Annotated in this window: 20 protein-coding genes; 8 read left to right on the forward strand and 12 right to left on the reverse strand. The window is 29.9% G+C overall.

Annotation, left to right across the window (positions count from 1 at the left end; genetic code table 11):
- Nucleotides 1-69: 69 nt before the first annotated feature.
- The 8 genes from pepE to L8V79_RS04465 all read right to left on the reverse strand — a co-directional run bounded on the left by pepE (nucleotide 70) and on the right by L8V79_RS04465 (nucleotide 7,999).
- On the reverse strand, nucleotides 70-891 hold the full coding sequence (gene pepE, locus L8V79_RS04430; protein WP_263702637.1) for a dipeptidase PepE: 822 nt from the start codon (nucleotides 889-891) through the stop codon (nucleotides 70-72).
- Nucleotides 892-964: 73 nt separating this feature from the next.
- Entirely contained in the window at nucleotides 965-1,630 is a 666-nt protein-coding gene (locus tag L8V79_RS04435; RefSeq protein ID WP_263702639.1) for a M48 family metallopeptidase, read from the reverse strand.
- Nucleotides 1,606-2,922, reverse strand: coding sequence for an MATE family efflux transporter (locus L8V79_RS04440; protein WP_263702642.1), 1,317 nt, complete (start codon nucleotides 2,920-2,922; stop codon nucleotides 1,606-1,608). Before L8V79_RS04440 ends, L8V79_RS04435 begins: the two co-directional genes overlap by 25 nt.
- Before the next feature lie 71 nt (nucleotides 2,923-2,993).
- Complete coding sequence (locus L8V79_RS04445) at nucleotides 2,994-4,205, reverse strand: DUF2920 family protein (protein ID WP_263702643.1); 1,212 nt, start codon at nucleotides 4,203-4,205, stop codon at nucleotides 2,994-2,996.
- A gap of 59 nt (nucleotides 4,206-4,264) precedes the next feature.
- A complete protein-coding gene (pstB, locus tag L8V79_RS04450; protein ID WP_263702645.1) occupies nucleotides 4,265-5,005 on the reverse strand; it encodes a phosphate ABC transporter ATP-binding protein PstB in 741 nt (246 codons plus the stop codon).
- Nucleotides 5,002-6,090, reverse strand: a complete 1,089-nt coding sequence (gene pstA, locus L8V79_RS04455) for a phosphate ABC transporter permease PstA (RefSeq protein ID WP_263702647.1) — start codon at nucleotides 6,088-6,090, stop codon at nucleotides 5,002-5,004. The genes pstB and pstA overlap by 4 nt, the downstream gene beginning before the upstream one ends.
- Nucleotides 6,087-7,001 (reverse strand): phosphate ABC transporter permease subunit PstC, encoded by a 915-nt coding sequence (pstC, locus tag L8V79_RS04460; RefSeq protein ID WP_263702649.1) that lies wholly within the window; start codon nucleotides 6,999-7,001, stop codon nucleotides 6,087-6,089. The genes pstA and pstC overlap by 4 nt, the downstream gene beginning before the upstream one ends.
- A gap of 14 nt (nucleotides 7,002-7,015) precedes the next feature.
- The gene (locus L8V79_RS04465) at nucleotides 7,016-7,999 is read right to left on the reverse strand and encodes a substrate-binding domain-containing protein (protein WP_263702650.1); all 984 of its coding nucleotides are present in this window, start codon (nucleotides 7,997-7,999) and stop codon (nucleotides 7,016-7,018) included.
- Nucleotides 8,000-8,084: 85 nt separating this feature from the next.
- Here L8V79_RS04465 and L8V79_RS04470 point away from each other — a divergent pair, with 85 nt between their 5' ends.
- The 8 genes from L8V79_RS04470 to ccsA all read left to right on the forward strand — a co-directional run bounded on the left by L8V79_RS04470 (nucleotide 8,085) and on the right by ccsA (nucleotide 18,943).
- Nucleotides 8,085-8,744 carry a response regulator transcription factor gene (locus L8V79_RS04470; protein WP_263702651.1) on the forward strand — a complete coding sequence of 220 codons (660 nt, stop codon included), beginning with the start codon at nucleotides 8,085-8,087 and terminating at the stop codon, nucleotides 8,742-8,744.
- 56 nt (nucleotides 8,745-8,800) lie between these two features.
- Nucleotides 8,801-10,027 carry a sensor histidine kinase gene (locus L8V79_RS04475; RefSeq protein WP_263702653.1) on the forward strand — a complete coding sequence of 409 codons (1,227 nt, stop codon included), beginning with the start codon at nucleotides 8,801-8,803 and terminating at the stop codon, nucleotides 10,025-10,027.
- Between the two features lie 78 nt (nucleotides 10,028-10,105).
- Entirely contained in the window at nucleotides 10,106-10,600 is a 495-nt protein-coding gene (ftnA, locus tag L8V79_RS04480; RefSeq protein ID WP_012661514.1) for a non-heme ferritin, read from the forward strand.
- Nucleotides 10,601-10,706: 106 nt separating this feature from the next.
- Entirely contained in the window at nucleotides 10,707-11,342 is a 636-nt protein-coding gene (locus tag L8V79_RS04485; RefSeq protein ID WP_263702654.1) for a helix-turn-helix transcriptional regulator, read from the forward strand.
- Nucleotides 11,343-11,526: 184 nt separating this feature from the next.
- Nucleotides 11,527-13,464: a cytochrome c family protein gene (locus L8V79_RS04490; protein WP_263702656.1), complete on the forward strand. Its 1,938-nt coding sequence runs from the start codon at nucleotides 11,527-11,529 to the stop codon at nucleotides 13,462-13,464.
- Between the two features lie 95 nt (nucleotides 13,465-13,559).
- Nucleotides 13,560-15,578, forward strand: a complete 2,019-nt coding sequence (locus L8V79_RS04495) for a rhodanese-like domain-containing protein (protein ID WP_412175179.1) — start codon at nucleotides 13,560-13,562, stop codon at nucleotides 15,576-15,578.
- 56 nt (nucleotides 15,579-15,634) lie between these two features.
- Entirely contained in the window at nucleotides 15,635-16,234 is a 600-nt protein-coding gene (locus tag L8V79_RS04500) for a SoxW family protein (protein WP_263702658.1), read from the forward strand.
- 9 nt (nucleotides 16,235-16,243) lie between these two features.
- A complete protein-coding gene (ccsA, locus tag L8V79_RS04505; protein ID WP_263702660.1) occupies nucleotides 16,244-18,943 on the forward strand; it encodes a cytochrome c biogenesis protein in 2,700 nt (899 codons plus the stop codon).
- A gap of 1 nt (nucleotide 18,944) precedes the next feature.
- On the opposite strand, the gene L8V79_RS04510 is transcribed toward ccsA, so the two are convergent.
- Genes L8V79_RS04510 through L8V79_RS04525 form a run of 4 tightly spaced genes read right to left on the reverse strand, consistent with a single transcriptional unit; the run spans nucleotide 18,945 to nucleotide 22,291 of the window.
- Nucleotides 18,945-19,169 carry a hypothetical protein gene (locus tag L8V79_RS04510; RefSeq protein ID WP_263702662.1) on the reverse strand — a complete coding sequence of 75 codons (225 nt, stop codon included), beginning with the start codon at nucleotides 19,167-19,169 and terminating at the stop codon, nucleotides 18,945-18,947.
- Complete coding sequence (lpxD, locus tag L8V79_RS04515; RefSeq protein ID WP_263702663.1) at nucleotides 19,162-20,121, reverse strand: UDP-3-O-(3-hydroxymyristoyl)glucosamine N-acyltransferase; 960 nt, start codon at nucleotides 20,119-20,121, stop codon at nucleotides 19,162-19,164. Before lpxD ends, L8V79_RS04510 begins: the two co-directional genes overlap by 8 nt.
- Nucleotides 20,118-20,585, reverse strand: coding sequence for an acetolactate synthase small subunit (ilvN, locus tag L8V79_RS04520; protein ID WP_263662467.1), 468 nt, complete (start codon nucleotides 20,583-20,585; stop codon nucleotides 20,118-20,120). Before ilvN ends, lpxD begins: the two co-directional genes overlap by 4 nt.
- Entirely contained in the window at nucleotides 20,582-22,291 is a 1,710-nt protein-coding gene (locus L8V79_RS04525; RefSeq protein ID WP_263702665.1) for an acetolactate synthase large subunit, read from the reverse strand. The genes ilvN and L8V79_RS04525 overlap by 4 nt, the downstream gene beginning before the upstream one ends.
- Nucleotides 22,292-22,293: the final 2 nt, after the last annotated feature.

A 22,293-nucleotide genomic window follows, 5' to 3' on the forward strand; every position in this document is an offset into this window, starting at 1 on the left:
ATAAATATAACAATTTTAATTCTAAGGAAAGCTTAAACAAGCTATCTAAAATATAGATAGCTTATTATTTTAGTAGTTAAATTCAGAACCGATAGCGATTTTTTGAATTTCTTTTTTGTTTTCAAGTTTTAAAAGTGGAGCATTTTTATCCATACCTAAAACTTTTGCTTTTTTGCCATCAAGTAACAATGCAACACCTTCAGGCAAAGCATAAACAACTACTTTAGGATTAACAATCAAAAACTCTTCTAATCTTTCCTCACGACTTTCACCATTATGTCCTACTGGCTTGCCTGAGATAAAATGTGGGTTGATTTGATGAGGGAAGATATTAAAAGTGTTGAATGATTTTGGTTCAACTATAGGCATATCATTAGTTGTCATCATAGTTGCACCTGCTACATTTGAACCTGCTGACCAACCAACATAAGGCACACCCTCACTTACTCTTTTTGCAATGAGTTCAACTAGGTTATTATTGTAAAGTTGATTTACAAGTTCAAAAGTATTTCCGCCTCCTACAAAAATCGCATCAGCACTTTTAACAATATCAACAGCATTACCTCTATGCACACTAATTATTTGAAGACCTAAACTCTCTAAAGCTTTAGCAACTTGTGCTTCATATTGTTCATAAGTTTTTCTAACACCTGCATAAGGTATAAATGCTACTTTTTTGCCTTTTAAGTTATTTTTTTCAACAAATTCTTTAAGCCAAGGTAAAGCATGGTTTAAATACCCAGTGTCTTTATATCCTGAACTTGAGAGCAATAAAGCTTTTTGCTTATCTTTTGGGAAATTAACCACATCATTAGCATTTAAAGCCACCCCGCTAAAAAGCATAGCAGCTAAACCAAGAGCACCTACTTTTAACAAATTTCTTCTTTTCATTGCTTTTCCTTTAAAAGATATTTAAAAACAATTTATTTTAATAAATGATTTTTTAAATTAAAATAAATTTTTGTTAAAAAATAAGACTTTTTAGAAAAACCTCTCTTGTCTTATAATCAGGCATTAATTTATGTAAAAAATCATAAAATTCTTTTTGATGATGTGGGTAGATTAAATGTGTAAGTTCATGTAAAATCACATATTCTATAGCTTTTATAGGTTTTTGCATGAGTTTTAAATTTAAGTTTATATATGCTTTTTGATGATTGCAAGAACCCCATCTTGAAATCATTTCTTTAATGCAAATTCTTTGCACCCTTCTCTTGCAGACAAATTGCCATTTTTTTATAAAATATTCAAAAATCACCCTAGCACTACGCCTTAAGAAAAGATCTAAGGATTTTTGATTTTTTGCAAAAATTTTATCTTTTTTTATGAGAACTTTTTTATGATTTTCATCAAAAACTAGCTTATATTTTTTACCTAAAAAATATAACTCATCACTTGCTAAAACTACTCTTTTTAAAGAAAGTTCTTTTTCTTTGGCTCTAATCCAACTTTCATTTTTTTCTAAAAATCTTAAAACATCTCTTTGCTCATAATATAGCGGTATACTAAGTTTGAAATTTAAATCCCTATCTATCTTAAGTCTTAGATATTTAAGTTTTTTCTTTTCAAAAGCAAAACGAAATTCTTTAAATTCTAAAATTCCTTTTATACTAGTGCTTTGCCTTGCCATTTTTTACTTTTCCATCTATATGAATTTACAATACCGCGTAAAAACTCATCTGCACAAAAACCTATCCAAACTCCTAAAATTCCAAGTCCAGCATAAAAACAAAGCACATAGCCAACCGGTAAAGAAACTCCAAGCATAAATACCACTCCACTTAAAAACGGAAACCTCGCATCACCGCTTGCTCTTAGCGAATTCACCATGACTATATTAAAAGTTCTTGAGATTTCTAAGAATATTGAAAGAGTAAAAAGTGGTATCATAAGTTCTTTTAAACTTTCTTCAAGCTTTACTACACCCATGGTAAAATCTTGCAAAACATAATTAAGTAAAGCCACAAAAGCACTTGCAACCACGCTAAAATACAAAGCTATCCAAGTATGTTTATAAGCTACATCTAAGTATTTTGCGCCGACTAATTTACCTATGATAATTTCATTTGCTACGCTTATGGCTTGTCCTACTAGCATGATAAGTAAAGAAATTTGAAAGTAAATCGTTTGAACGCTTAAATTTTCTTTACCCAAACTTGCTACAAAAGCAAAAGCTATGGTGTATTGTATAAACCATATTAAATGCTCTCCTGCTGCAAAGCCACCGATATTAAAAATCTTTTTAAGTACCACTTTTTCAAGGTTTATCATCTCTTTAATTTTAAGATGAATTTTGAGCTTAAAACTAAGTATTGCTATAAGCATACTAAAGGCTACCAAACGCCCAAGTATATTACTAAGCCCTACTCCAAAAAGCTCTAGTTTAGTAAAATGCAATACATAAAAATTTCCTATAAATATCACAACATTCATCAATAAAGTTGTAAACATAACCCAATAAGCCATATTATACACCCTAATAATAGCAGCCAAAACTATACCCATAGCATCAAAAAACAAACAAATTCCAAGTATATGCAAGTAAATTTCACTGTCTTTTAAAAGCTCATTTGGAATTTGTAAAAGATAGAGTAAAAACTCTCCATGCCATAAAATCAAACTTCCACACACAAAACCAAGCAAAGCATTTAAAAATAAACTTTGATGAATTGCCTTTCTTGCTAGAGTGTAATCTTTAGCCCCTAAAGCTTGGGCAATCACTACACTACAACCCACACTTAAAAAACTAAAAATAATGATAAATAAATCTGCTACTTGATTACCCGCACCCATAGCTCCAACTAAAAAGTTAGAATACTGTGAAACCATAACGGTGTTGATAATCAAAGAAAAATATCTTAAAAACATTTCAAGTAATATAGGCATACTAAGATGTTTAAGTGAAAGTTGTTTGTTTGCCATGAATACTCTTTTTGATAATAATCTTTTGAAAGTAAAAAGTAATTTTACTTAAAAATTACTTTTTATAAGCTTTATAATATCTCTAAAACAAATTTATCATTTTCATCTTTAAAAGTAAAAACTTTATTTTTGCAAGGATAAGATATACTATCTTCTTTCATACTAAATGTTTTATCTTTTAATTTTTCAAGCATTAAGGGAAGTTCTTTTTTTATTAACATTTTATCACTAATACCACAACCATGGATTAAATTTTTAACAAATTTACCATCTATATCTTTTTTATCTATCAAATGAAATGTGACATCATTATATAAAATTGATAATATTTCCATTAGCTGAATTTTATAATCAGATTTCATAATTTGATCTTTTTTTGAATGGTAACTTATATATACTATATCTTTATTTTTATTAGCTTGCAATATTAAATGATCTTTATTTAGCAAAGCTCTTATTAGGTAATTTTCATCTGCAAAATAATAAGGAGAACTTGGATCTTTACGTGTCCAATGTGTTTTTATATTACAACCAATATCAATATTTGGATCTTTAAATATATAATCAAATTTCATCAATTCTTTTCCAACAATACAATCAAGAACAGGCAAGGCATCTCCTGAATTATCTATTACCCCATCTACATACCAAGGGGCAATTTTAGCTAACAACAAAGAAAGATAACCCCCGTAAGACCCTCCCCCATAAATTTTAGGTAGTGTTTTAAATTCAGGATATTTTTTAATTATATCTTTTAAAACATTTATATGATCAATTGCAGCCATAATACCATAGTTTTGATATTCATCATTTGATGGAACAAAAGTGGAAGTTAAATATACTTTATAATTTGCATCAATTTCATTATTTTTTTTAAGATTATATAAAAAATTATTGAGTATTGTATAGTATACATCAGCATTATTAGTATTTAATTCAAAACTACTAATATTAAAAGCATTTAGTGCTGTTGTTAAATTTGGTATATCCTCTTCCATAAATTTCGTTATTGCATAATATTTTTTATCACTACTTCTTCTTACTGCAAAACAATGATAAAAAACACTTACAGCTATAATATTAAATTTTTTTGCGAAATACATTCTATGAAAATCAAGAATTTCAATATTTGCATTAGCTCCATATCCACCTATGATAAAAACAATAGCTTTCATTTGTTTACTATCATCATAAGCGATTCTATATTCTAATTTACTTTCTCTTTTTATATTTAATTCTACATCATCGCAAGAGTCTATGAAATAAGTTTCATTTTTAAGCATATTAAGCCTTTTAGAAATTTTGATTAATTATATCATCAAAATTTCTAAATAAATAAAAATTATCCAAAAGCTCCATTTAAATAAGCTTTTGTTTTTTCTTCTTTAGGATTTTCAAAAAATTCCTTACTCTCTCCAAATTCTACAAGTTCTCCTAAATGAAAAAACGCAGTATAATCAGCCACGCGCTTAGCTTGTTGCATGTTATGTGTTACCATGATCATGGAAAGATTATGACTTAATTCTTTAATAAGCTCTTCTATAACACTTGAAGATATAGGATCAAGTGCAGAAGTTGGTTCATCTAAAAGTAATAATTTTGGCTTTATAGCCAAAGCTCTTGCAATACAAAGGCGTTGCTGCTGACCACCTGAAAGTGCTAGAGCATTTTGTTTTAGTTTATCTTTAACCTCTTCAAAAAGCCCTACTTTTTTAAGACAATCTTCCACCAAAGCATCTTCTTCATCTTTATTTTTGATCATCCCATGAAGTTTTGGAGCATAAGAAATATTATCATAAATGCTTTTTACAAAAACATTAGGTTGTTGAAATACCATTCCAACTTTTTTTCTAAGCACGACTAAATCTTGATTTTTAACATCTTTTCCATCAATCTCAACAAGACCATCGATTTTTGCTATTTTGTCATTCATCCTATTAAAACAACGCAAAAATGTGGATTTTCCACAGCCTGAAGCACCTATTAAAGCTGTGATTTTATTTTTTTGAATTTCCATATTAATATCAAATAAAGCTTGTTTTTTACCATAAAATAAAATTAGATTTGTTGTTTTTGCTATCATTTTAATTTTCCTTGAAAATATCTTCTTAAAAGTATTGCTGCTAAATTTAAAATCACCAAAAGAGATAAAAGCACTATAATCCCTGCTGCTGTTCTTTCTAAAAATGCACGCTCTGGCATAGCTGACCATGAAAAAATTTGAGCAGGTAAAACACTTGTTGGCGCAAAAACACTATTTGCCACATCAGGTATAAAAGCTATCATACCTATAATCATCAAAGGTGCGGTTTCGCCAATAACTTGAGCTAAAGTTAAAATAGAACCTGTTAAAATCATAGGCATTGCCAAAGGTAGCATAATGCCTTTTATCATTTGAATTTTGGTCATGCCTAAAGCATATGCTGCATTTTTCATATTAATATCCACACTTTTTAAGGCAGCTTTAGTTGAAACAATAATAATAGGCAAACTCATAATAGCCAAAGTTAATCCCCCAACTAAAGCACTAGAACGAGGCATGCCAAAAAGATTAATAAACACCCCAAGTCCTAAAAGTCCAAATAAAATACTAGGAATACTTGCAAGGTTATTAATACACACTTCTATAAAATGCGTAAATACATTTTGAGGAGCAAATTCTTCTAAATAAATAGCTGCTCCAACTCCTATTGGGATACTTACAACCATACATACTATCATCACAAGTAAAGTTCCAACCACAGAGGCAAATATTCCTGAATTTTCAGGTGATTTAGAATCTCCATTAAGGAAAAAATTTGTGTTAAAACTTAGTTTTATTTCTTGCTTTTGAACTAATTCATCAACTAAAGTTTTTTGTTCATCGCTTAGTTTATTGTAGTTTTTTTTCATATATTGATCAACTTCAGAATTTGCTAAAAGCCAAGATTTTTCTTTGATTTGACCCGTTCTTATTTTCCTTTGTTCAGCACGCGATAAAAGCTCATATGAAGGGCTATTTCTATCAGCCTGGGCATAAATGTAAGTTTGCTTAAAAGCTCCTATCCCAAGATACCCTACACTTGATAAAAAAATACAAAGAAAAATAAGGTTTATATAAAGCCCTATTTTACAGAATCTTTTGAAATTTTTTGAAGCTTTTTTTCTTTGTTTAAAAAGTTTTTTCATAAATTTTTCCTTTTATGGAAGCGATTTATCAAATAAACGCTAAAAATATTAATGATTAATGTAATAATGAAAAGCACAAGCCCTAAAGAAAATGCACTTAAAGCTAAAGAACTATCAAAAGCTTGATCACCACTTAATGCTTCTACTATTTTTACAGTCACTGTTGTCATATCTTCTAAGAAATTCATTGTTAAATTTGGACGCAATGAAGCAGCCATAACAACAATCATCGTTTCACCTAAAGCTCTTGAAAGCCCTAAGAGACAAGCTGCAACTATACCTGGCATTGCTTCTGGCAAAATTACTGCAAATACAACTTCTTTTTTAGTCATACCTAAAGCATAAGCTCCATTTATCCTTTTTGAACTTACAGCTTCAATGCAATCTTGTGAAAGTGAAGCCACTATAGGAACTATCATAATACCCATGATAAAACCTGCACCTAAAGCACTTTGAAAACTAGCTTTGATACCAAAAAGAGAAAAAAACCATACTATAAAAGGAGCTACAACTATGGCTGCGAAAAATCCAAAAACTACAGTAGGAATTCCTGCTATGATTTCTAAAATAGGTTTTAAATAGTTTTTAGATTTTTTACCTGCAAATACTCCAAGATAAATAGCACACATTATGCCTAAAGGTAGGGCTGTTAACATTGCTATTAGTGAAATATAAAAAGTTCCCCAAAATAAACTCAAAGCACCAAAAACACCATGCTTGCTACTTCCATCAGCACCTACAAATGCAGCATCTGCTGCCCACTGACTTGAGAATAAAAAAGTAAGTACACTTTCTTTTTGAAAAAATTTTAATGCCTCGATTAAAATCGTTAGCATAATAGCAAAGCTTACTACTACGCTAACAAAAGCACAAAGAAAAAGCGTTAATTTTATTATTTTTTCTTTTATCAATTTTTCATCCTAAATCAAAAAACTTTCCCTGCTTTAACAAGCTCATCAGTTAATAAACCTTTTTCTTCTATATGTTTTTGGGTTTGTTTTAAAGTTTTTTCATCCAAAGGAACTAATCCTATTTTTTCTAATTCTGCCCCGCTTTTAGCTAAATCATCACTCATGTAAATTTTTGCAAATTCAAATACTTCTGGATTTTTCTTAGCATTCATATATATAAATAAAGAACGAGCTAGTTTATATTTTCCTTCGGAAATATTCTTCTCATCAGCTTTTACACCATCAATGTAAGCAGCATTAATTTTATCATCATTGCTAGCTAAAAATCCGTATCCAAAAAGCCCAAAAGCTTCTTTATCAACAGAAAGTTTTGAAACAATTAAATTATCGTTTTCACCACTTGGTATAAATGCTCCATCTTGGCGTATAGTTTTATATGCACCTTTGTATTCAGGAATTTTTTTAGAAATATCTACCATTACAAGCTCTTCTATACTATCTCTTGTTCCTGAACTCGATGGAGGACCATAGATTGTAATTTTTCTATTTGGTAAATTTTTATTGATTTGTTGCCAATTTGTATAAGGATTTGGGACTAATTTTCCATCTTGTGGAATTTCTTTGGCCAAAGCTAAAAATAACTCATGTAAGCTTATATTTAATGGAGCATTGATTTTATTTTGAGCTAAAACTATGCCATCATAACCTATCATAATACCGACTATATCACTCACACCTGATTTTTTACAAGTTTCAAATTCACTTGGCTTGATAGCTCTTGAAGCATTAGAAATATCAGTAATTCCCTCACAAAACACTTTAAAACCACCGCCTGTGCCAAGACTTTCAACTATAGGTGTTTTTGTATTTTTTATAACAGCATATTCTTCAGCAACAAAAGAAGTAAAAGGGTAGACAGTGGATGAACCTGCTATTTTTAATTCTGCTGCGTTTAAACTAACAAAGGTAGCCACACTTAAAGCCAAAAGTTTTTTCATTTTTTCTCCTTAGTTAAAAAGTAATGAAAATTTAAAAAAACTTGGAAACATTTTGGATACATATATTTTTTGATATAATTTTTATATGTTAAATATTATTTTGATAGAAGATGATAAAGACTTAAACGAATTAATCACACTAAGACTTAGTCAAGAAAATATAAAAACTTATAGTTATTTTGATTTTTTTGACTTAGAAGATTTTCTAGATACAAATGAAATAGACTTAATCATCATGGATAGAAATTTACCAAGTGGCGATAGTGTAGAGATGATAAAACAATTAAGAAAAAAAGGTTATATGGAGCCTGTGATTTTTCTTAGTGCAAAGACTTTACAAAAAGATATTTTAGAAGGTTTTGAGCAAGGCTGTGATGATTATATATGCAAACCTTTTGATTTTAATGAACTTTTATTTAGAATCAAAGCTGTAACTAAAAGAAATAAAACTCCAAAAGAACAAATTTCTTATCAAGATTTTACCTTATATATAGAAGAAAGAAAATTAATTTATCAAACAAATACATTTGAAAATTTATCAACCCTAGATGTAGAACTACTCAAGTGTTTTTTTAATCACAAAAATCAACTTCTAAGCCGTCAATTTTTAAGTGAGCAAGTATGGAAAAATGACACAACAAGCGATAAGACAATCAATACAGCTATTTTAAGATTAAAACAAAAAATTCCACAAATTAAAGAGAATATCATTTCAGTGCGCTCGGTGGGCTATAAATTGTGCTAAAAATAAAAACATTTTTCCTTTTTACACTTGGATTTTTTTGTATTGCTTTTTTTATATTGTTTTATTTTTTTAATGAAAGCTATATCAATACTACGGTAAAAAATACTTATGAGCAAAAACTAAAAACACTCAATGATGTTTTACAATTTCAGTTATTAGATACACTAAATTCCAATAATATCAAGCAATTTGCTCAAAATACTAGAGCAGATTTTATCATTAAACAAAATGATGATATTTTTTCATCATTAAAAGATTATTCTTATTTTCTAAAACATTTTAAGTCTAATTTTACCCATGATTTTTATAAGCAAAAAGAAATTTATTTTAAAGCTTATGCTTATAAAAACTATCAATACATCATCATTGTATATCCTAAAATACACTCTTTGGTGCAAAATTTTTGGATTAAAAATATTATTATTTTTTCTTTCTTTTTACTTGTACTTGTTGTGTTTTATTTTGTTGTGTTTTATTTTTTCAAAAATTATTTTCAAGAATTATTATTGTTTGTTAAAAGTATTAAATCAAACACTAATTTCATTTTAAAATATAATTTCGTTTATGAATTAAAAAATTTAAATTTACGCTTATTGAAAATTAAAAAATTACTCATCAAGCAAGAATTAAAAAACAAAAAACAAGCTAAGAAAATTCAAACCAAAAACACCCAATTAAGCAATGTAATCAGCGCTATATCACATGAGCTTAAAAACCCTATAAGCGTTATAGATTTGAGCTTGCAATCTTTAAAAGAAACTAATGATGAAAATATGAAATTATTTTTACTTGAAAAAATTCACAAACAAAGCGTAAAAATCAACCAACTAACACACAAACTCAATTTTGTTTTTAATCTTAATTTTGATTCTTTAAATTTAGAAAAATTCGACCTATATGCTTTAAGTAAAAATTTATTAGAAAGTTTTAGAGATGATAGGTTGAAAATTCAAGGCCAAACAAGCTTTATCATAGCGGATAAATTTCTCATAGAGCAAGTCATCATTAATCTAATAGACAATGCCTTAAAATACAGCAAAAAAGAGGTGTTAATCATCATAAAAAATCAAAATTTTACTATCATAGATCAAGGTGTAGGCATAGAAGAAAAACACCTTAAATTTATAACAAAAAAATTCTACAAAGCAAACTCAACACAAAATAACTCTTTTGGACTAGGATTGTTTTTGGTTAAAAAAATACTCACTTTACACAAAAGTTCTTTAAAAATTCAATCTAACCTACAAAAAGGTAGTATTTTTTCTTTTAGTATTAATTTATAATTTTTATAAATACACTTATTAATGTATTTTTAATGTAGTTCTAACTAATATAACAAAAATAATTCATAAGGAGAAAAAATGCTTTCTAAAGAAGTAGTGGCTTTATTAAACGAGCAAATCAACAAAGAAATGTATGCAGCAAATTTATATTTGAGTATGAGTTCATGGTGCTATGAGCATAGCTTTGATGGTGCGGGTGCGTTTTTGTTTGAGCATGCAAGAGAAGAAAGTGATCATGCTAGAAAACTCATCACTTATTTGAATGAAACTGATTCTAAAGTAGAATTAAAAGAAGTTAAAAAACCTGATAGTGATTTTAAATCATTGCTTGATGTGTTTGAAAAAACTTTTGAGCATGAGCAAAGCATTACCGCTTCTATTAATAATCTTGTAGATTTTATGCTTTCAAGTAAAGATTATTCTACTTTTAATTTCTTGCAATGGTATGTAAGCGAACAACACGAAGAAGAAGCGCTTTTTAGAGGTATAGTAGATAAAATCAAACTCATAAGCGATAATGGCAATGGCTTATATATGGTAGATCAATACATCAAAAGCTTAATTAATAAATAATATTTAGCTTCCATAAAATTTGGAAGCTAAATATCTTTTAATTTAAAAGAATTCTTGCAAAATAAAAGTAAATTTGCTAAAATACTTTTTATTTAAAAGGATTTTTATGCAAATGAATGAAATTACTGATAAACTTAAATTTATACTCCAAAAAGAAGGCATAAAAAATGCCAAAGATTCTGATGTAGCTAAAATGCTAAATATTAATCCAGATACCTTTTATAGTATGAAATTTAGAAATTCCATACCTTATAAACAAATACTTCATTTTTTAAATGAAAGAAATATCAACATCAATGCATTTTTTTATGAAGACTCTCTTGAGAGCAATACTCCAGCACTTGATTTAAACTATAATGTCTTAAAATATTATGATGTTAATGCTTCTATGGGAGGTGGAGCTTTAAATGATAATGTAAGTTTTTCAGAAGTGATTATAGATGAAAAACTAAGTGATTTTTTTGGCTCTAAAAATTGTGATATCATCCCATGTATAGGCGATAGCATGGAGCCTGAAATTAAAGATGATTCTTTGTGCTTAGTAGATAAAAGCAAAAGCTTTAAAGAAGGTGGGGTTTTTGCAGTAAATACTAGAGATGGTTTGTTTATCAAGCAAATTTTTAAAAGCAATAAAGGCGGAGTTTATCTACACTCTTTTAATCTAAGTTATGCAGATGTACATTATCAAAATGGCGATTTTTTAATCGTGGGTAAGGTAGTGGGGACTATAAGTAGAATTTAGTATTTAGCAAATAACTTCTTTTTTTCTATATGATAATTTTTATTATTTAAATTAACAAAAAATAAATATAAGTATATTTTTAAGTTAATTTTTATTAAAAAATAGTCACAATTATACTTTAATAGTTAATAGATAATAAATAAGAGTATTTTTATCTTTTAACAAAACACGCGAAAGGGAAGTTATGAAACACAAATTAGCTAAGGTTGCTACCTATGCCTGTTTAGCCTTAGGTATAAGTTTAAGTTCGCAAGCCTTTGCTTCTTCAGAGCCTAGAACTCTTGATGGTTATGTGGCTCAAGAGGATGCATTTTTTGACTATCTTTACAAACATCACCCTATTTTCAAATATGAAAAAGAAGGGCGTTTGGTAGGTAAATTTACTCATAGTGATAGAACAGAAAACTGGGTTTTAAATCAAAATGGAGCTAAATTTGCCACTGAGCATGATTTAAAACAAGCTTCTATTACTTATCGCTTGCCTTATGAATCTTTTTTAGATTTTCCAAACAAATTTGTAGGCCCAAAAAAATGCGGTGAGTGTCATCCTGCTCAATATGCTTCTTGGGAGCGTTCTCGCCATGCAAAAACCGTGCGTTTTCCGCATGAAATGGAAGAAGTTGGCGGAGCTGAAGGTTTAAAAAAACCTATGTATAACTCTCAAGCTACTATTTTACCTGATGGAATTTATCCAAATGATGTTTATGCTCTCATTGGAACACCAAGAACAAAATATGGTTTTATAGATAGATGGCTTGTGCGTGGAACTTACCATGTTGAAGATGGAAATTTGAGTGATTTAAGTGGTAAATTAACCGCCGGAGGTAATCAATTCTCAAGACTTTGGAGTGAGTTTTTAACCCCTGAAATGGCACAAAAAATAGCTGCTTTTGCACCTGGTTTTCCTACTAAAATGGAAGATTTTGGAGGAAATGGCTCTCAAGTATGGGGAACAAACTCTTATGCTGCAACTTATAAAGAAAAAGCAGTTTTCCAACCTGCTACTGCATATTGTGAAACCTGTCATACTTTTAAATTTGATTTTAAGAGTAAGGAAGAATTTTACAAAGCACTAGGTAATCCAAAAGAACTTCAAAAACATACCATCTCAAAAGGTATTACTTGCGAGGAATGCCACGGGGCTGGAGCACATCTTTATGGAGCAAGAGGTGCGGGTATGCCATCAAATTGTGAAAGATGTCATCAAAGATTTTCATATAATGAAGCTGATGCTAAAATCAATCCTAGAAAACCTTTCAATGCGTATTTTAAATCAAGTTGTCCTGCGTGTGGAACAGAAGGTGCTCAAATGTATTCTTCAGCACACTATGATAAGGGTATGAGATGCAATACTTGTCATGATCCACATGAAGTAACTTTTAATGATTGGAAAAGCGGTTATACTAAGACAAAACTTAAAAAAACTTGCAAAGATTGCCATGAAACCCAAGCAAGCTTTTTCAAAAAAGGCGGAATTCACGCAAAAGATAGCTGTACAGCTTGTCACATGCCAAATATGATGAGTTGTGAAAACTTTGGAGCGGTTCAAAACCCTGATAAAGGTGGGTTTGATAATGTTAGAGCTTCACATATTTGGAATATCAAAGTAGATAAAACCGCAAAAACACTTAATCCACCAGAAGGCAAAGAAAGGTCACCTAAAGTTGGTGGTTGGACTATAGCTAGAGATGATGAAGGTAGATTTTTCCTTGATTTAATGTGGAGTTGTGGTAGAACTAGTTTTAGTGATATTAATCTAATGGGTCCTGGTGCAAGTGGTTGTCACAGTCCTGTACAATCAACCTTACCTGAAAAACTTCACTTTAGTAATCAAGAAATGATTTATGATAAGGTAATGGAGTGGCAAAACCCTGTTAAAGAAGGCTATGAGAAAATTAGAAAAGGCATAGCAAATATTGATAAAACTTTTGCTGAAAAAACCAAACTTTCAGTAGAGCAAAAATCAAAAGTACTAAGCCTAACAAATCAAGCTCAAGCCATAGCTGATAGACTAGAAAAAGATGGTTCTTGGGGTGTTCATGGACCTGCTTATTCTAAGAAAATCATAGAAGAAGCTTTAATTTATATCCAAGAAGCACAAAATATCCTAAATGGTAAATAAATACAAAGGAAGAATGAAAAATTCTTCCTTAAAATAAGGAGCTAGTCTTGAAAAATTTAACTACTCGACTTTTTATTGTCCTTTTTACTCTTTTTATGCCATCAGGATTTATTTTTGCTGAGGCTAATGGAGAAATAGGCTCAATAGAAGGTGTAAAAAGCATTAGCTTAGCACAAGCTCAAGAAATGCTAGATCAAAATAATACTTATTTTTTTGATGTCAACTCAGAGCAAGATAGACAAGCTAATGGCTATATACCTAATTCCATATCAACCTATGTGGAAAATTGGCAAAATTTACTACCTAATGATAAAAATGCAAATTTAGTATTTTATGGTTTAAATCGTTTTAGATTTGAAGCTTCTCAAGCTGCTGCAGTTGCTATAGAACTTGGCTATAAGAACTCTGTTGTAATGCTTGATGGTATTGAATCATGGATAACTTCAGGTAGAAAAGTTGAAAAAATAGACACAGTTAAATGGGAAAAAGCTAAAGAAATTATCGAGTTTAAAGATACTATTCACTCAAGATTTAAATTTAGCAATACCCCATCTTGTCGTGATTGTCATGCTCAAAAAGGTAAAGGCATTAGAGCTGATATTGCAGCAAGTAAAAACTTAATCAATCAAAAATGCGCAACTTGCCATGAAAAAGCAAGCAATGCTTTGGCAAAAAGCGCTCATGGAGTAGAAAAGTTCTTACCTGCTCAAGATATGCAAAAGAAAAAAGAAAAACCATCTTGTGCGACTTGTCACTCTATTCATGTTACCCCAAAACATTCAGGAATTTATTCACAAAAACAATTAGTCGATCAAAAATGCGCACAATGTCATAAACAAAAAAGCACAACTTTTCATATGACTTTCCATGGTAAAGGTATGGTATTAAGCACACCAGGTGAAACTCCAAGTGTTGCTACTTGTTCTGATTGTCATGGCAAACACAATATTTTAAAATCAAGTGAAAGAAGCTCAACTCTCTCGCCAATAAACCGTGTTCAAACTTGTAAAACATGTCACCCAAATGCAAATGAAAATTTCGTAAATTGGATGGCACATGCTGATCATAGTGATGGAGAAAAATATCCTGGATTACATGGTGCTTATATATTTATGACTATTTTGGTAATTTCTGTATTTGTTTTCTTTGGAGCTCATACTATACTTTGGTGCTTGCGTTTAATTGCTATGCGTATAAAATATCCTAAAGAATGGAAAGAAGCAAGAAAAGCAGCACATGAAGATAAAGTAAGAATAAGAAGATTTAGCACTTTCCATAGAATTCAGCATTTCTTTATGGCAGCTAGCTTTTTGGGTCTTGCGTTCTCAGGCTTACCACAAAAATTCTATGATTCAGCGTGGGCTAAACCTATGATTGATTTAATGGGTGGAGATATCATTAATGCAGCAACCATACATCATATTTCAGCTATAGTAATGTTTGCAGTATTTTTCTCTCACATTGGAGAAATCATCATTGTAAATTGGAAACGCCGTGATGTAGCAAGAGATCCAATCACTGGCAAAATAAGCTTTATGAAAGTTTTAAAAGCTACTTTTGGTCCTGATTCTTTAATGCCAAATTGGCAAGATTTTAAAGATATGAAAGATCATTTTAAATGGTTTTTTGGTTTTGGACCAAGACCGCAATTTGACCGCTGGACTTATTGGGAAAAATTTGATTATCTAGCAGTATTTTGGGGTATGTTTGTTATTGGTATTTCAGGGCTTATTTTATGGTTTCCTGCTTTCTTTGGTAAATTTTTACCAGGTGAAGCAATCAATTTAGCAACCCTACTTCACTCTGATGAAGCTTTACTTGCTACAGGATTTATTTTTGCAATTCACTTCTTTAATACACATTTTAGAGCAGATCGCTTCCCTATGGATATGGTGATTTTCTCAGGAAATGTTAGCGAAGAAGAGATTAAACAAGAAAGAAGCGTATGGTATAAACGCTTAAAAGAAAGTGGAAAATTAAGCACTTTATATGAAAATAAAAGTAATTTCAAAGCATATCAATGGCTAGCTAAACTTGCAGGATTTGCAATGCTAATCACTGGTTTGGTATTTTTATTTTTAATGCTTTATACTTTCTTTAACACTATCTTATAACCTTATTCGCTATAATAGCGAATAAGGACTTTTCCTAACTTTTTCAAGGATTTTAAATGTTTAAAACAATACTCACACTTAGTTTTTTAAGTATTTTTTTTATAGCTTGTTCTAATGAAGAAAAACTTGATTCTAATTTAATCTCAAGCGGTACACAAATTTCTAAAGAAAATTTGCAAAAAGCAAATGATTTAGATAAAAAATCTTATGAAGAAATAGCTCATTTATTTAAAGATAATACAAATATAAAAAGTGGTGATAAAAATATTTTAATCATTTTCAGCGCAAATCATTGTCTTTATTGTGATAAATTAAAAGAAGAGATTAAAAATGATAAAAAAATACAAGAACTTATAAAAGAAAAATACAGCTCATATTATATAAATATAAGCTATAAAAAAATTCATACATTTTATAAAAACCACAAAAGCGACTTAAGTACAGCTGAACTTTCTAGTATTTATGATATAGTAGCCACCCCTACTATTGTAATTTTAAACAAAAACAGTCAAACTTTGCTAAATTATCCTGGTTTTATTAGCGCAAAAAGATTAGGCGCTACAATGGAGTTTTTAAACCAAAAAGAAAATCAAAATTTAGACGAAGCAGCCATAGCACAAAAACTTATACATTTTTATAAAGAAAATAATATTTAAGGGTTAAAAATGCAGTATTTTTTTTCTTTTGCGATGAGTTTTTTACTAATGAGCATATACGCCATAGCTTGCGCTGTGGCAACCTTTATAGAAAATGATTTTGGTATTAGCGCAGCTAAAGCTTTGATTTATAATAATGCTTGGTTTGATATGTTGCATTTATTACTAGGTTTAAATTTAATCGGAGTGATATTTTATAACAAGCTTTTTCAAAAGAAAAAATACTCTATCTTGCTTTTGCATTTATCTTTTATAGTGATTTTAATCGGTGCTGGACTTACTAGATATTTTGGCTTAGAAGGAGGAATGCATATAAGAGAAAATCAAAGCTCTAACACCATAGTTGCTAGGGAAGAATTTATAAAAATTACTGATTTTGATACTAATGCTAGTTTTGAATTTCCTATTAGCTTTACCCCACTAACTCAAAAGCATTTTGAAAAAACTATTGACTTAAATGGCGAAAAATTAATCATAAGCTCCATCAAATACACTCCGCAAAAAGATTCTATTACACCTGCTAGCTTAAAATTAAATATTAATTATCAAAAAGCAAATACACAAATAATCTTAAATCCAAATTTTACAAACAAACAAGCAATGCATTTTAACTTACAGGGAAAAAATTTTACTATCAATTGGGGGCCCAAAGAAATCAAACTTCCTTTTGCATTACACTTAAAAGATTTTATACTTGAGCGTTATTTAGGCTCTATGAGTCCATCTTCTTATACTTCAAAAATTCAAATCATAGATGAGCAAAATAATATTAACTTAGATTATGATATTTTTATGAATAATATTCTTGATTATGGTGGATATAGATTTTTTCAAAGCTCTTATGATCAAGATGAGAAAGGCACCATACTTTCAGTCAATAAAGATCCTGGTAAAATTCCTACTTATATAGGTTATACTTTATTGATTTTAGGATTTTTATGGGTTTTATTTGACAAAAACTCAAGATTTCATCGTTTAAGTGTTTATTTAAAAAAAGGTCAAAGTTTTATATTGTTTATTTTGCTTTTTGCAAATTTACAAACTCCACTTTTTGCACAAGAAAATAAAAATGAAATTTTAAATTTAATCTCAAATTTGCAAAAAAATTCCTATGGGCATTCTCTAAATTTTGCAAGATTACTTGTGCAAGATCATAATGGTAGAATCAAACCTTTAGATACTTTGGCAATGGAGTTTATTTATAAAATCACTCAAAAAGAAAAATTTTTAAATCTTCACTATGATCAAATTTTTCTAGCAATGATGATTTATCCTAAAGAATTTAGAAAAATCAAAATGATAGCTACAAAAACAAGCAAACTAAGAGAATTAATAGGTGCAGATATAAATGAAAAATACATAGCATTTGATGATGTGTTTGATAATGGGATATATAAACTGAGTAATTATATTGAGGAAGCTAACCGCAAAAAGCCCTCACTAAGAACTAGCTTTGATAAAGATTTGCTAGCCTTAGATGAAAAAATAAATCATGCATATTATATTTATAGTGGTCAAGCTTTAACTATTTTTCCTGATATTAATGAGCAAAGTTTAAAGTGGTATTCTCCGGTGCAAATTTTACCTTTTGCAAAAGAAGATGTAGAGCGTTTACAAATGCTTTTAGTTAGCTATTTTTTACAAGTTCGTAATGGTGTTGAAAATAATCAATGGCAAGATGCAAATGAAATTTTACAATCCTTAAAAGACTTTCAAAATCATTATGGAAGCAGTGTTTTACCACCAAAAGAAAGATTAGATCTTGAAATACTGCTTAATCATTATAATATCTTTGATAATCTAACTTTTGTTTATATTAGCTTTGCGTTAGTTTTTTTCTTTTTAAGTTTTTATACTATATTAAAAAATATTTCTTTATCTGCCTTTGTATATAGATTTTTTTACATCATTTTAAGCATGTGTGTAATCATACATGCGCTAGCTTTAATCATTCGTTGGTATGTAGGTGGGCATGCTCCTTGGAGTAATGCTTATGAAAGTATGATTTACATAGCTTTTGCTTGTGCGATAAGCGCTGTGATATTTTTTAAAAAATCACTTTTGGCTTTATGTAGTGCGAGCTTTTTAGCAGGTATTTCACTTTTTGTAGCTCATCTTGGCTTTATGGATCCTCAAATTGGAAATCTAATACCTGTTTTAAAATCATATTGGCTTAATATTCATGTATCGATTATAACAGCAAGCTATGGATTTTTAGCACTTTGTTTTATTATAGGGATTTTGAGTTTAATTCTTTTTACTTTAAGAAGTAAAAATAAAAATATAGATTTAAATATCACCAAACTACACTGCGTTAATGAAATGTCTATGATAATAGGGCTTGCAATGCTTACAATAGGAAATTTTTTAGGCGGAGTTTGGGCTAATGAAAGCTGGGGAAGATATTGGGGTTGGGATCCAAAAGAAACTTGGGCTTTGATTTCTATTGTAGTTTATACCATGGTATTACACTTAAGATTTATTTTCAAAACTTATTTTATTTTTGTTTTTGCAAGTGCTAGCGTTTTAGCCTTTTATAGTATATTAATGACTTATTTTGGAGTAAATTTTTACCTTTCTGGACTTCATTCTTATGCAAATGGCGACGCCTTCCCTATACCAACTTTTATATATGTTTTGATTGTGCTTAATTTTGTTTTAATTATTAGCGCAGGAAGAAAACGGGATTTAAATACGCCTAGTTTCTAAACTAGGCTTTGCTTTTTTCTATTTCTTGAAGTGCTAGGATAAGATCTTTTAAATTTTCATAAGGAATATGAACTTTCCAATCTATTCCATTTTCCTTTTTTAAAGCCACACCTATACTTAAGACATCATTACTTCCTACACCATAAGGATTAGAAAGATTACAAAGGCTTATTTCTCCACTTTTACTGCCATGTAATTCTATAGTTTTAAATATTTTTTTACTCATGTTTATCCCTAAAAGCTGTGATAATTTTTGCTTGAAATTTTAGCCAATCTTTTTGAAGCATGATAGGAAAACCACCATAAACCCTGGCACCTTCTAAATTTTTAGTGACCCCGCCTCTTGCGGCTATGGTAGCAAAATCTCCTATTTCTAAATGCCCACTTGTAGCACTTTGTCCACCCATAGTGACATTTTTACCTAAAATACTTGAACCTGAAATTCCACTTTGAGCTACTATAAGACAATTCTCCCCTATTTCACAATTATGCCCTACTTGAACGAGGTTGTCAATCTTTGTACCTTGCTTTATGATAGTACTTTCAAAAACTGCTCTATCAATAGTCGTACAAGCTCCAACTTCTACAAAATCTTCTAAAATAACATTTCCATTATGATAAATCTTATAATGCTCGCCATTTTTTGTATGCGCATAACCAAAACCATCACTACCTATAACACAATTTGCCAGCAAATGGCATTTTTTACCTATTTTAGTGTCATTATAAATCACAACATTTGGATGGATTATAGTATATTCACCTATACTTACATTATCGCCTATATAAGCACCTGCCATTATCACTACATGATCAGCTATTTGGACATTTTCGCCTATATAAACATTTGGCATAATCTTAGCACTTTTAGCGATTTTAGAATTTTTCTTTTCACTAGAAATTAAAGGTTTTGCAAAAAGCTTACTTAAAAGTGCAAAAGATAAATGTGGATTATCAACAACTAGCTTAATACAATCTTTTGAAACTAAATTTTCAAATTCTTTGGAGACTAATATAGCCCCAGCTCCACTACTTGCGATTTTTTTAGAGTTTTTTTCTCCATCGCAATAACTAAGTTCAGTAAAACTTGCATTATTCAAAGAATTCAAAGCTGTAATTTCTATATCATCTCCACAATATTCTATGCCTAAAAATTTAGCAATTTCACTAATTTTCATTTTACCTCCATTAAAATAGAACCACTTCTAACAACACTAATAGGATTATACTTTTTCATGGTTTTTAAAAAGTTATCGATATTTTTTGCATTATCACTTGCCATTACTATAATAAACTCATCATCACTATAAGTCACACTGCCATTATAAGCTTTTAATATAGCATCTAAGCCTGCAAAATTTTCACTTAAAGCAATCTTTACCAAAGCTGTTTCTTTTTCTATAAAATCACTAGAATCAATCACCTTATAAGTAGGTATGAGTTTATGAAGTTGTTTAATAATTTGCTCAAAAACTTTTTCATCACCTAATGTTACGATGTTTATCCTTGAGAATTCTTTATCATCAAGTGGAGCAACTGTAAGAGATTCTATATTATAACCACGCCCTGAAAAAAGCCCAACAACGCGTGATAATACCCCATGTTCATTTAATACAATGACAGAAATTACCCTTCTTTTCATTTTTTATCCTTGTTTTTATAACTAGGTAAAATCATATTATAAATTGCTCCACCTGCAGGCACCATAGGTAATACATCTTCATAACGATCTATAGCTACATTTAAAACACAAGTTTTTTTAGATTCTAAGGCTGCTTTAAAAGCTTTTTGAAATTCTTCTTTACTAAAGACATTATAACCTTCACAATGAAAACCTTTAGCAATAGTAACAAAATCAGGCTGGCTTGTTAAATCTGTATTAGAAAATCTTTCTTTATAAAACATACTTTGCCATTGTCTTACCATGCCTAAAAAAGAATTATTTAAAATGATATTAATCACTTTGATTCCATAGGCACTTGCTGTCATTAGTTCTTGGATATTCATTAAAAAAGAACCATCACCTACAAAATTTACCACCATTTCTTCACCCACAGCTAATTTAGCTCCAAGCGCAGCTGGTAAAGAATAACCCATAGTCCCTTGCCCACCGCTTGTTGCAAGTTGTCTTGCATAATTAAAAGGATAAAATTGTGCTACCCACATTTGATGTTGCCCTACATCAGTAATTATCCTTACATCAGGAGCTAATCTAGCACATTCTTCTATAACCCATTGAGGTTTTAAAACTTCATCACTATCTTCATAGATTAAAGGATATAACTGTTGATATCTTTGTAAAGTTTTAAACCATTCTTGGTATTTTGTATTATCAAAACTTTCTTTTTTTAATTCTTCTAAGGTATCTAAAATAACACTTTTAATATCCCCAACTATAGGAAAATGCGCTTCGATGATTTTAGAAATAGAGCTTGGATCTATATCAATATGAACGATTTTTGCACCCTTGGCAAACTCACTTGTTTTACCAGTAATCCTATCATCAAACCTAGCACCCACAGCAATGAGCAAATCACACTCACTTAAAGCAATATTTGCACAATAACTCCCATGCATACCTGCCATTTTTAAATTAAGCTTATCATCACTTCTTAAAGTCCCTAGAGCCATCAAAGTTTCAACTGCAGGAATTTGACAAAAATGAATTAATTCTCTTAATTCATCACTAGCATTAGAAGCCACACAACCTCCACCTAGGTAAAATAAAGGTTTTTGAGCATTTTTAATCAAACTTACTAATTTTTTAATTTGCTTGATATTTCCTTTATAGGTTGGCTTGTAAGTTTTCATAGAAATTTCTTTAGGATAATGCCATTTACCTATAGCAGCAGTAACATCTTTAGGTATATCAATATGCACAGGCCCTTTTCTACCTGTGGTTGCAATATAAAAAGCTTCTTTTAAAATTTTAGGTAATTCTTCAATATTTTTTACTAAATAATTATGTTTTACACAAGGCCTTGAAATACCTATAGCATCGATTTCTTGAAAAGCATCGGTTCCTATTAAAGAATTTGCAACTTGAGCTGAAATTAAAACTAAAGGTATAGAATCACTATAAGCAGTAGCCAAGCCTGTAACTGTATTGGTAAAACCAGGTCCACTTGTAACTACTGCCACACCAACCTCACCACTCATTCTAGCATAAGCATCAGCACTATGTAAGGCTGCTTGCTCGTGTCTAACTAAAATGTGTTTAAAATGAGTTTGCTTATAAATTTCATCATAAATATTTAAAGCCGCACCACCAGGATAACCAAAAACTACTTTAACATTTTCTTCTTTTAATGCTTCACAAATCATTTGCGAGCCATTTAGCTCTTTCATTA

Source organism: Campylobacter sp. IFREMER_LSEM_CL2194 (assembly GCF_025771685.1).
GTDB lineage: Bacteria > Campylobacterota > Campylobacteria > Campylobacterales > Campylobacteraceae > Campylobacter_D.

Bases quoted from the DNA above. Each gene is read 5' to 3' on its own strand.
- L8V79_RS04495 (WP_412175179.1), top strand. From the start codon at position 13,560: ATGCCATCAGGATTTATTTTTGCTGAGGCTAATGGAGAAATAGGCTCA.
- L8V79_RS04500 (WP_263702658.1), top strand. From the start codon at position 15,635: ATGTTTAAAACAATACTCACACTTAGTTTTTTAAGTATTTTTTTTATA.
- L8V79_RS04445 (WP_263702643.1), bottom strand. From the start codon at position 4,205: ATGCTTAAAAATGAAACTTATTTCATAGACTCTTGCGATGATGTAGAA.
- L8V79_RS04525 (WP_263702665.1), bottom strand. From the start codon at position 22,291: ATGAAAGAGCTAAATGGCTCGCAAATGATTTGTGAAGCATTAAAAGAA.
- L8V79_RS04435 (WP_263702639.1), bottom strand. From the start codon at position 1,630: ATGGCAAGGCAAAGCACTAGTATAAAAGGAATTTTAGAATTTAAAGAA.
- pstB (WP_263702645.1), bottom strand. From the start codon at position 5,005: ATGATAGCAAAAACAACAAATCTAATTTTATTTTATGGTAAAAAACAA.
- L8V79_RS04490 (WP_263702656.1), top strand. From the start codon at position 11,527: ATGAAACACAAATTAGCTAAGGTTGCTACCTATGCCTGTTTAGCCTTA.
- L8V79_RS04470 (WP_263702651.1), top strand. From the start codon at position 8,085: ATGTTAAATATTATTTTGATAGAAGATGATAAAGACTTAAACGAATTA.
- pepE (WP_263702637.1), bottom strand. From the start codon at position 891: ATGAAAAGAAGAAATTTGTTAAAAGTAGGTGCTCTTGGTTTAGCTGCT.
- lpxD (WP_263702663.1), bottom strand. From the start codon at position 20,121: ATGAAAATTAGTGAAATTGCTAAATTTTTAGGCATAGAATATTGTGGA.
- L8V79_RS04485 (WP_263702654.1), top strand. From the start codon at position 10,707: ATGCAAATGAATGAAATTACTGATAAACTTAAATTTATACTCCAAAAA.
- ftnA (WP_012661514.1), top strand. From the start codon at position 10,106: ATGCTTTCTAAAGAAGTAGTGGCTTTATTAAACGAGCAAATCAACAAA.
- L8V79_RS04510 (WP_263702662.1), bottom strand. From the start codon at position 19,169: ATGAGTAAAAAAATATTTAAAACTATAGAATTACATGGCAGTAAAAGT.
- ccsA (WP_263702660.1), top strand. From the start codon at position 16,244: ATGCAGTATTTTTTTTCTTTTGCGATGAGTTTTTTACTAATGAGCATA.
- L8V79_RS04440 (WP_263702642.1), bottom strand. From the start codon at position 2,922: ATGGCAAACAAACAACTTTCACTTAAACATCTTAGTATGCCTATATTA.
- L8V79_RS04465 (WP_263702650.1), bottom strand. From the start codon at position 7,999: ATGAAAAAACTTTTGGCTTTAAGTGTGGCTACCTTTGTTAGTTTAAAC.
- ilvN (WP_263662467.1), bottom strand. From the start codon at position 20,585: ATGAAAAGAAGGGTAATTTCTGTCATTGTATTAAATGAACATGGGGTA.
- pstA (WP_263702647.1), bottom strand. From the start codon at position 6,090: ATGAAAAAACTTTTTAAACAAAGAAAAAAAGCTTCAAAAAATTTCAAA.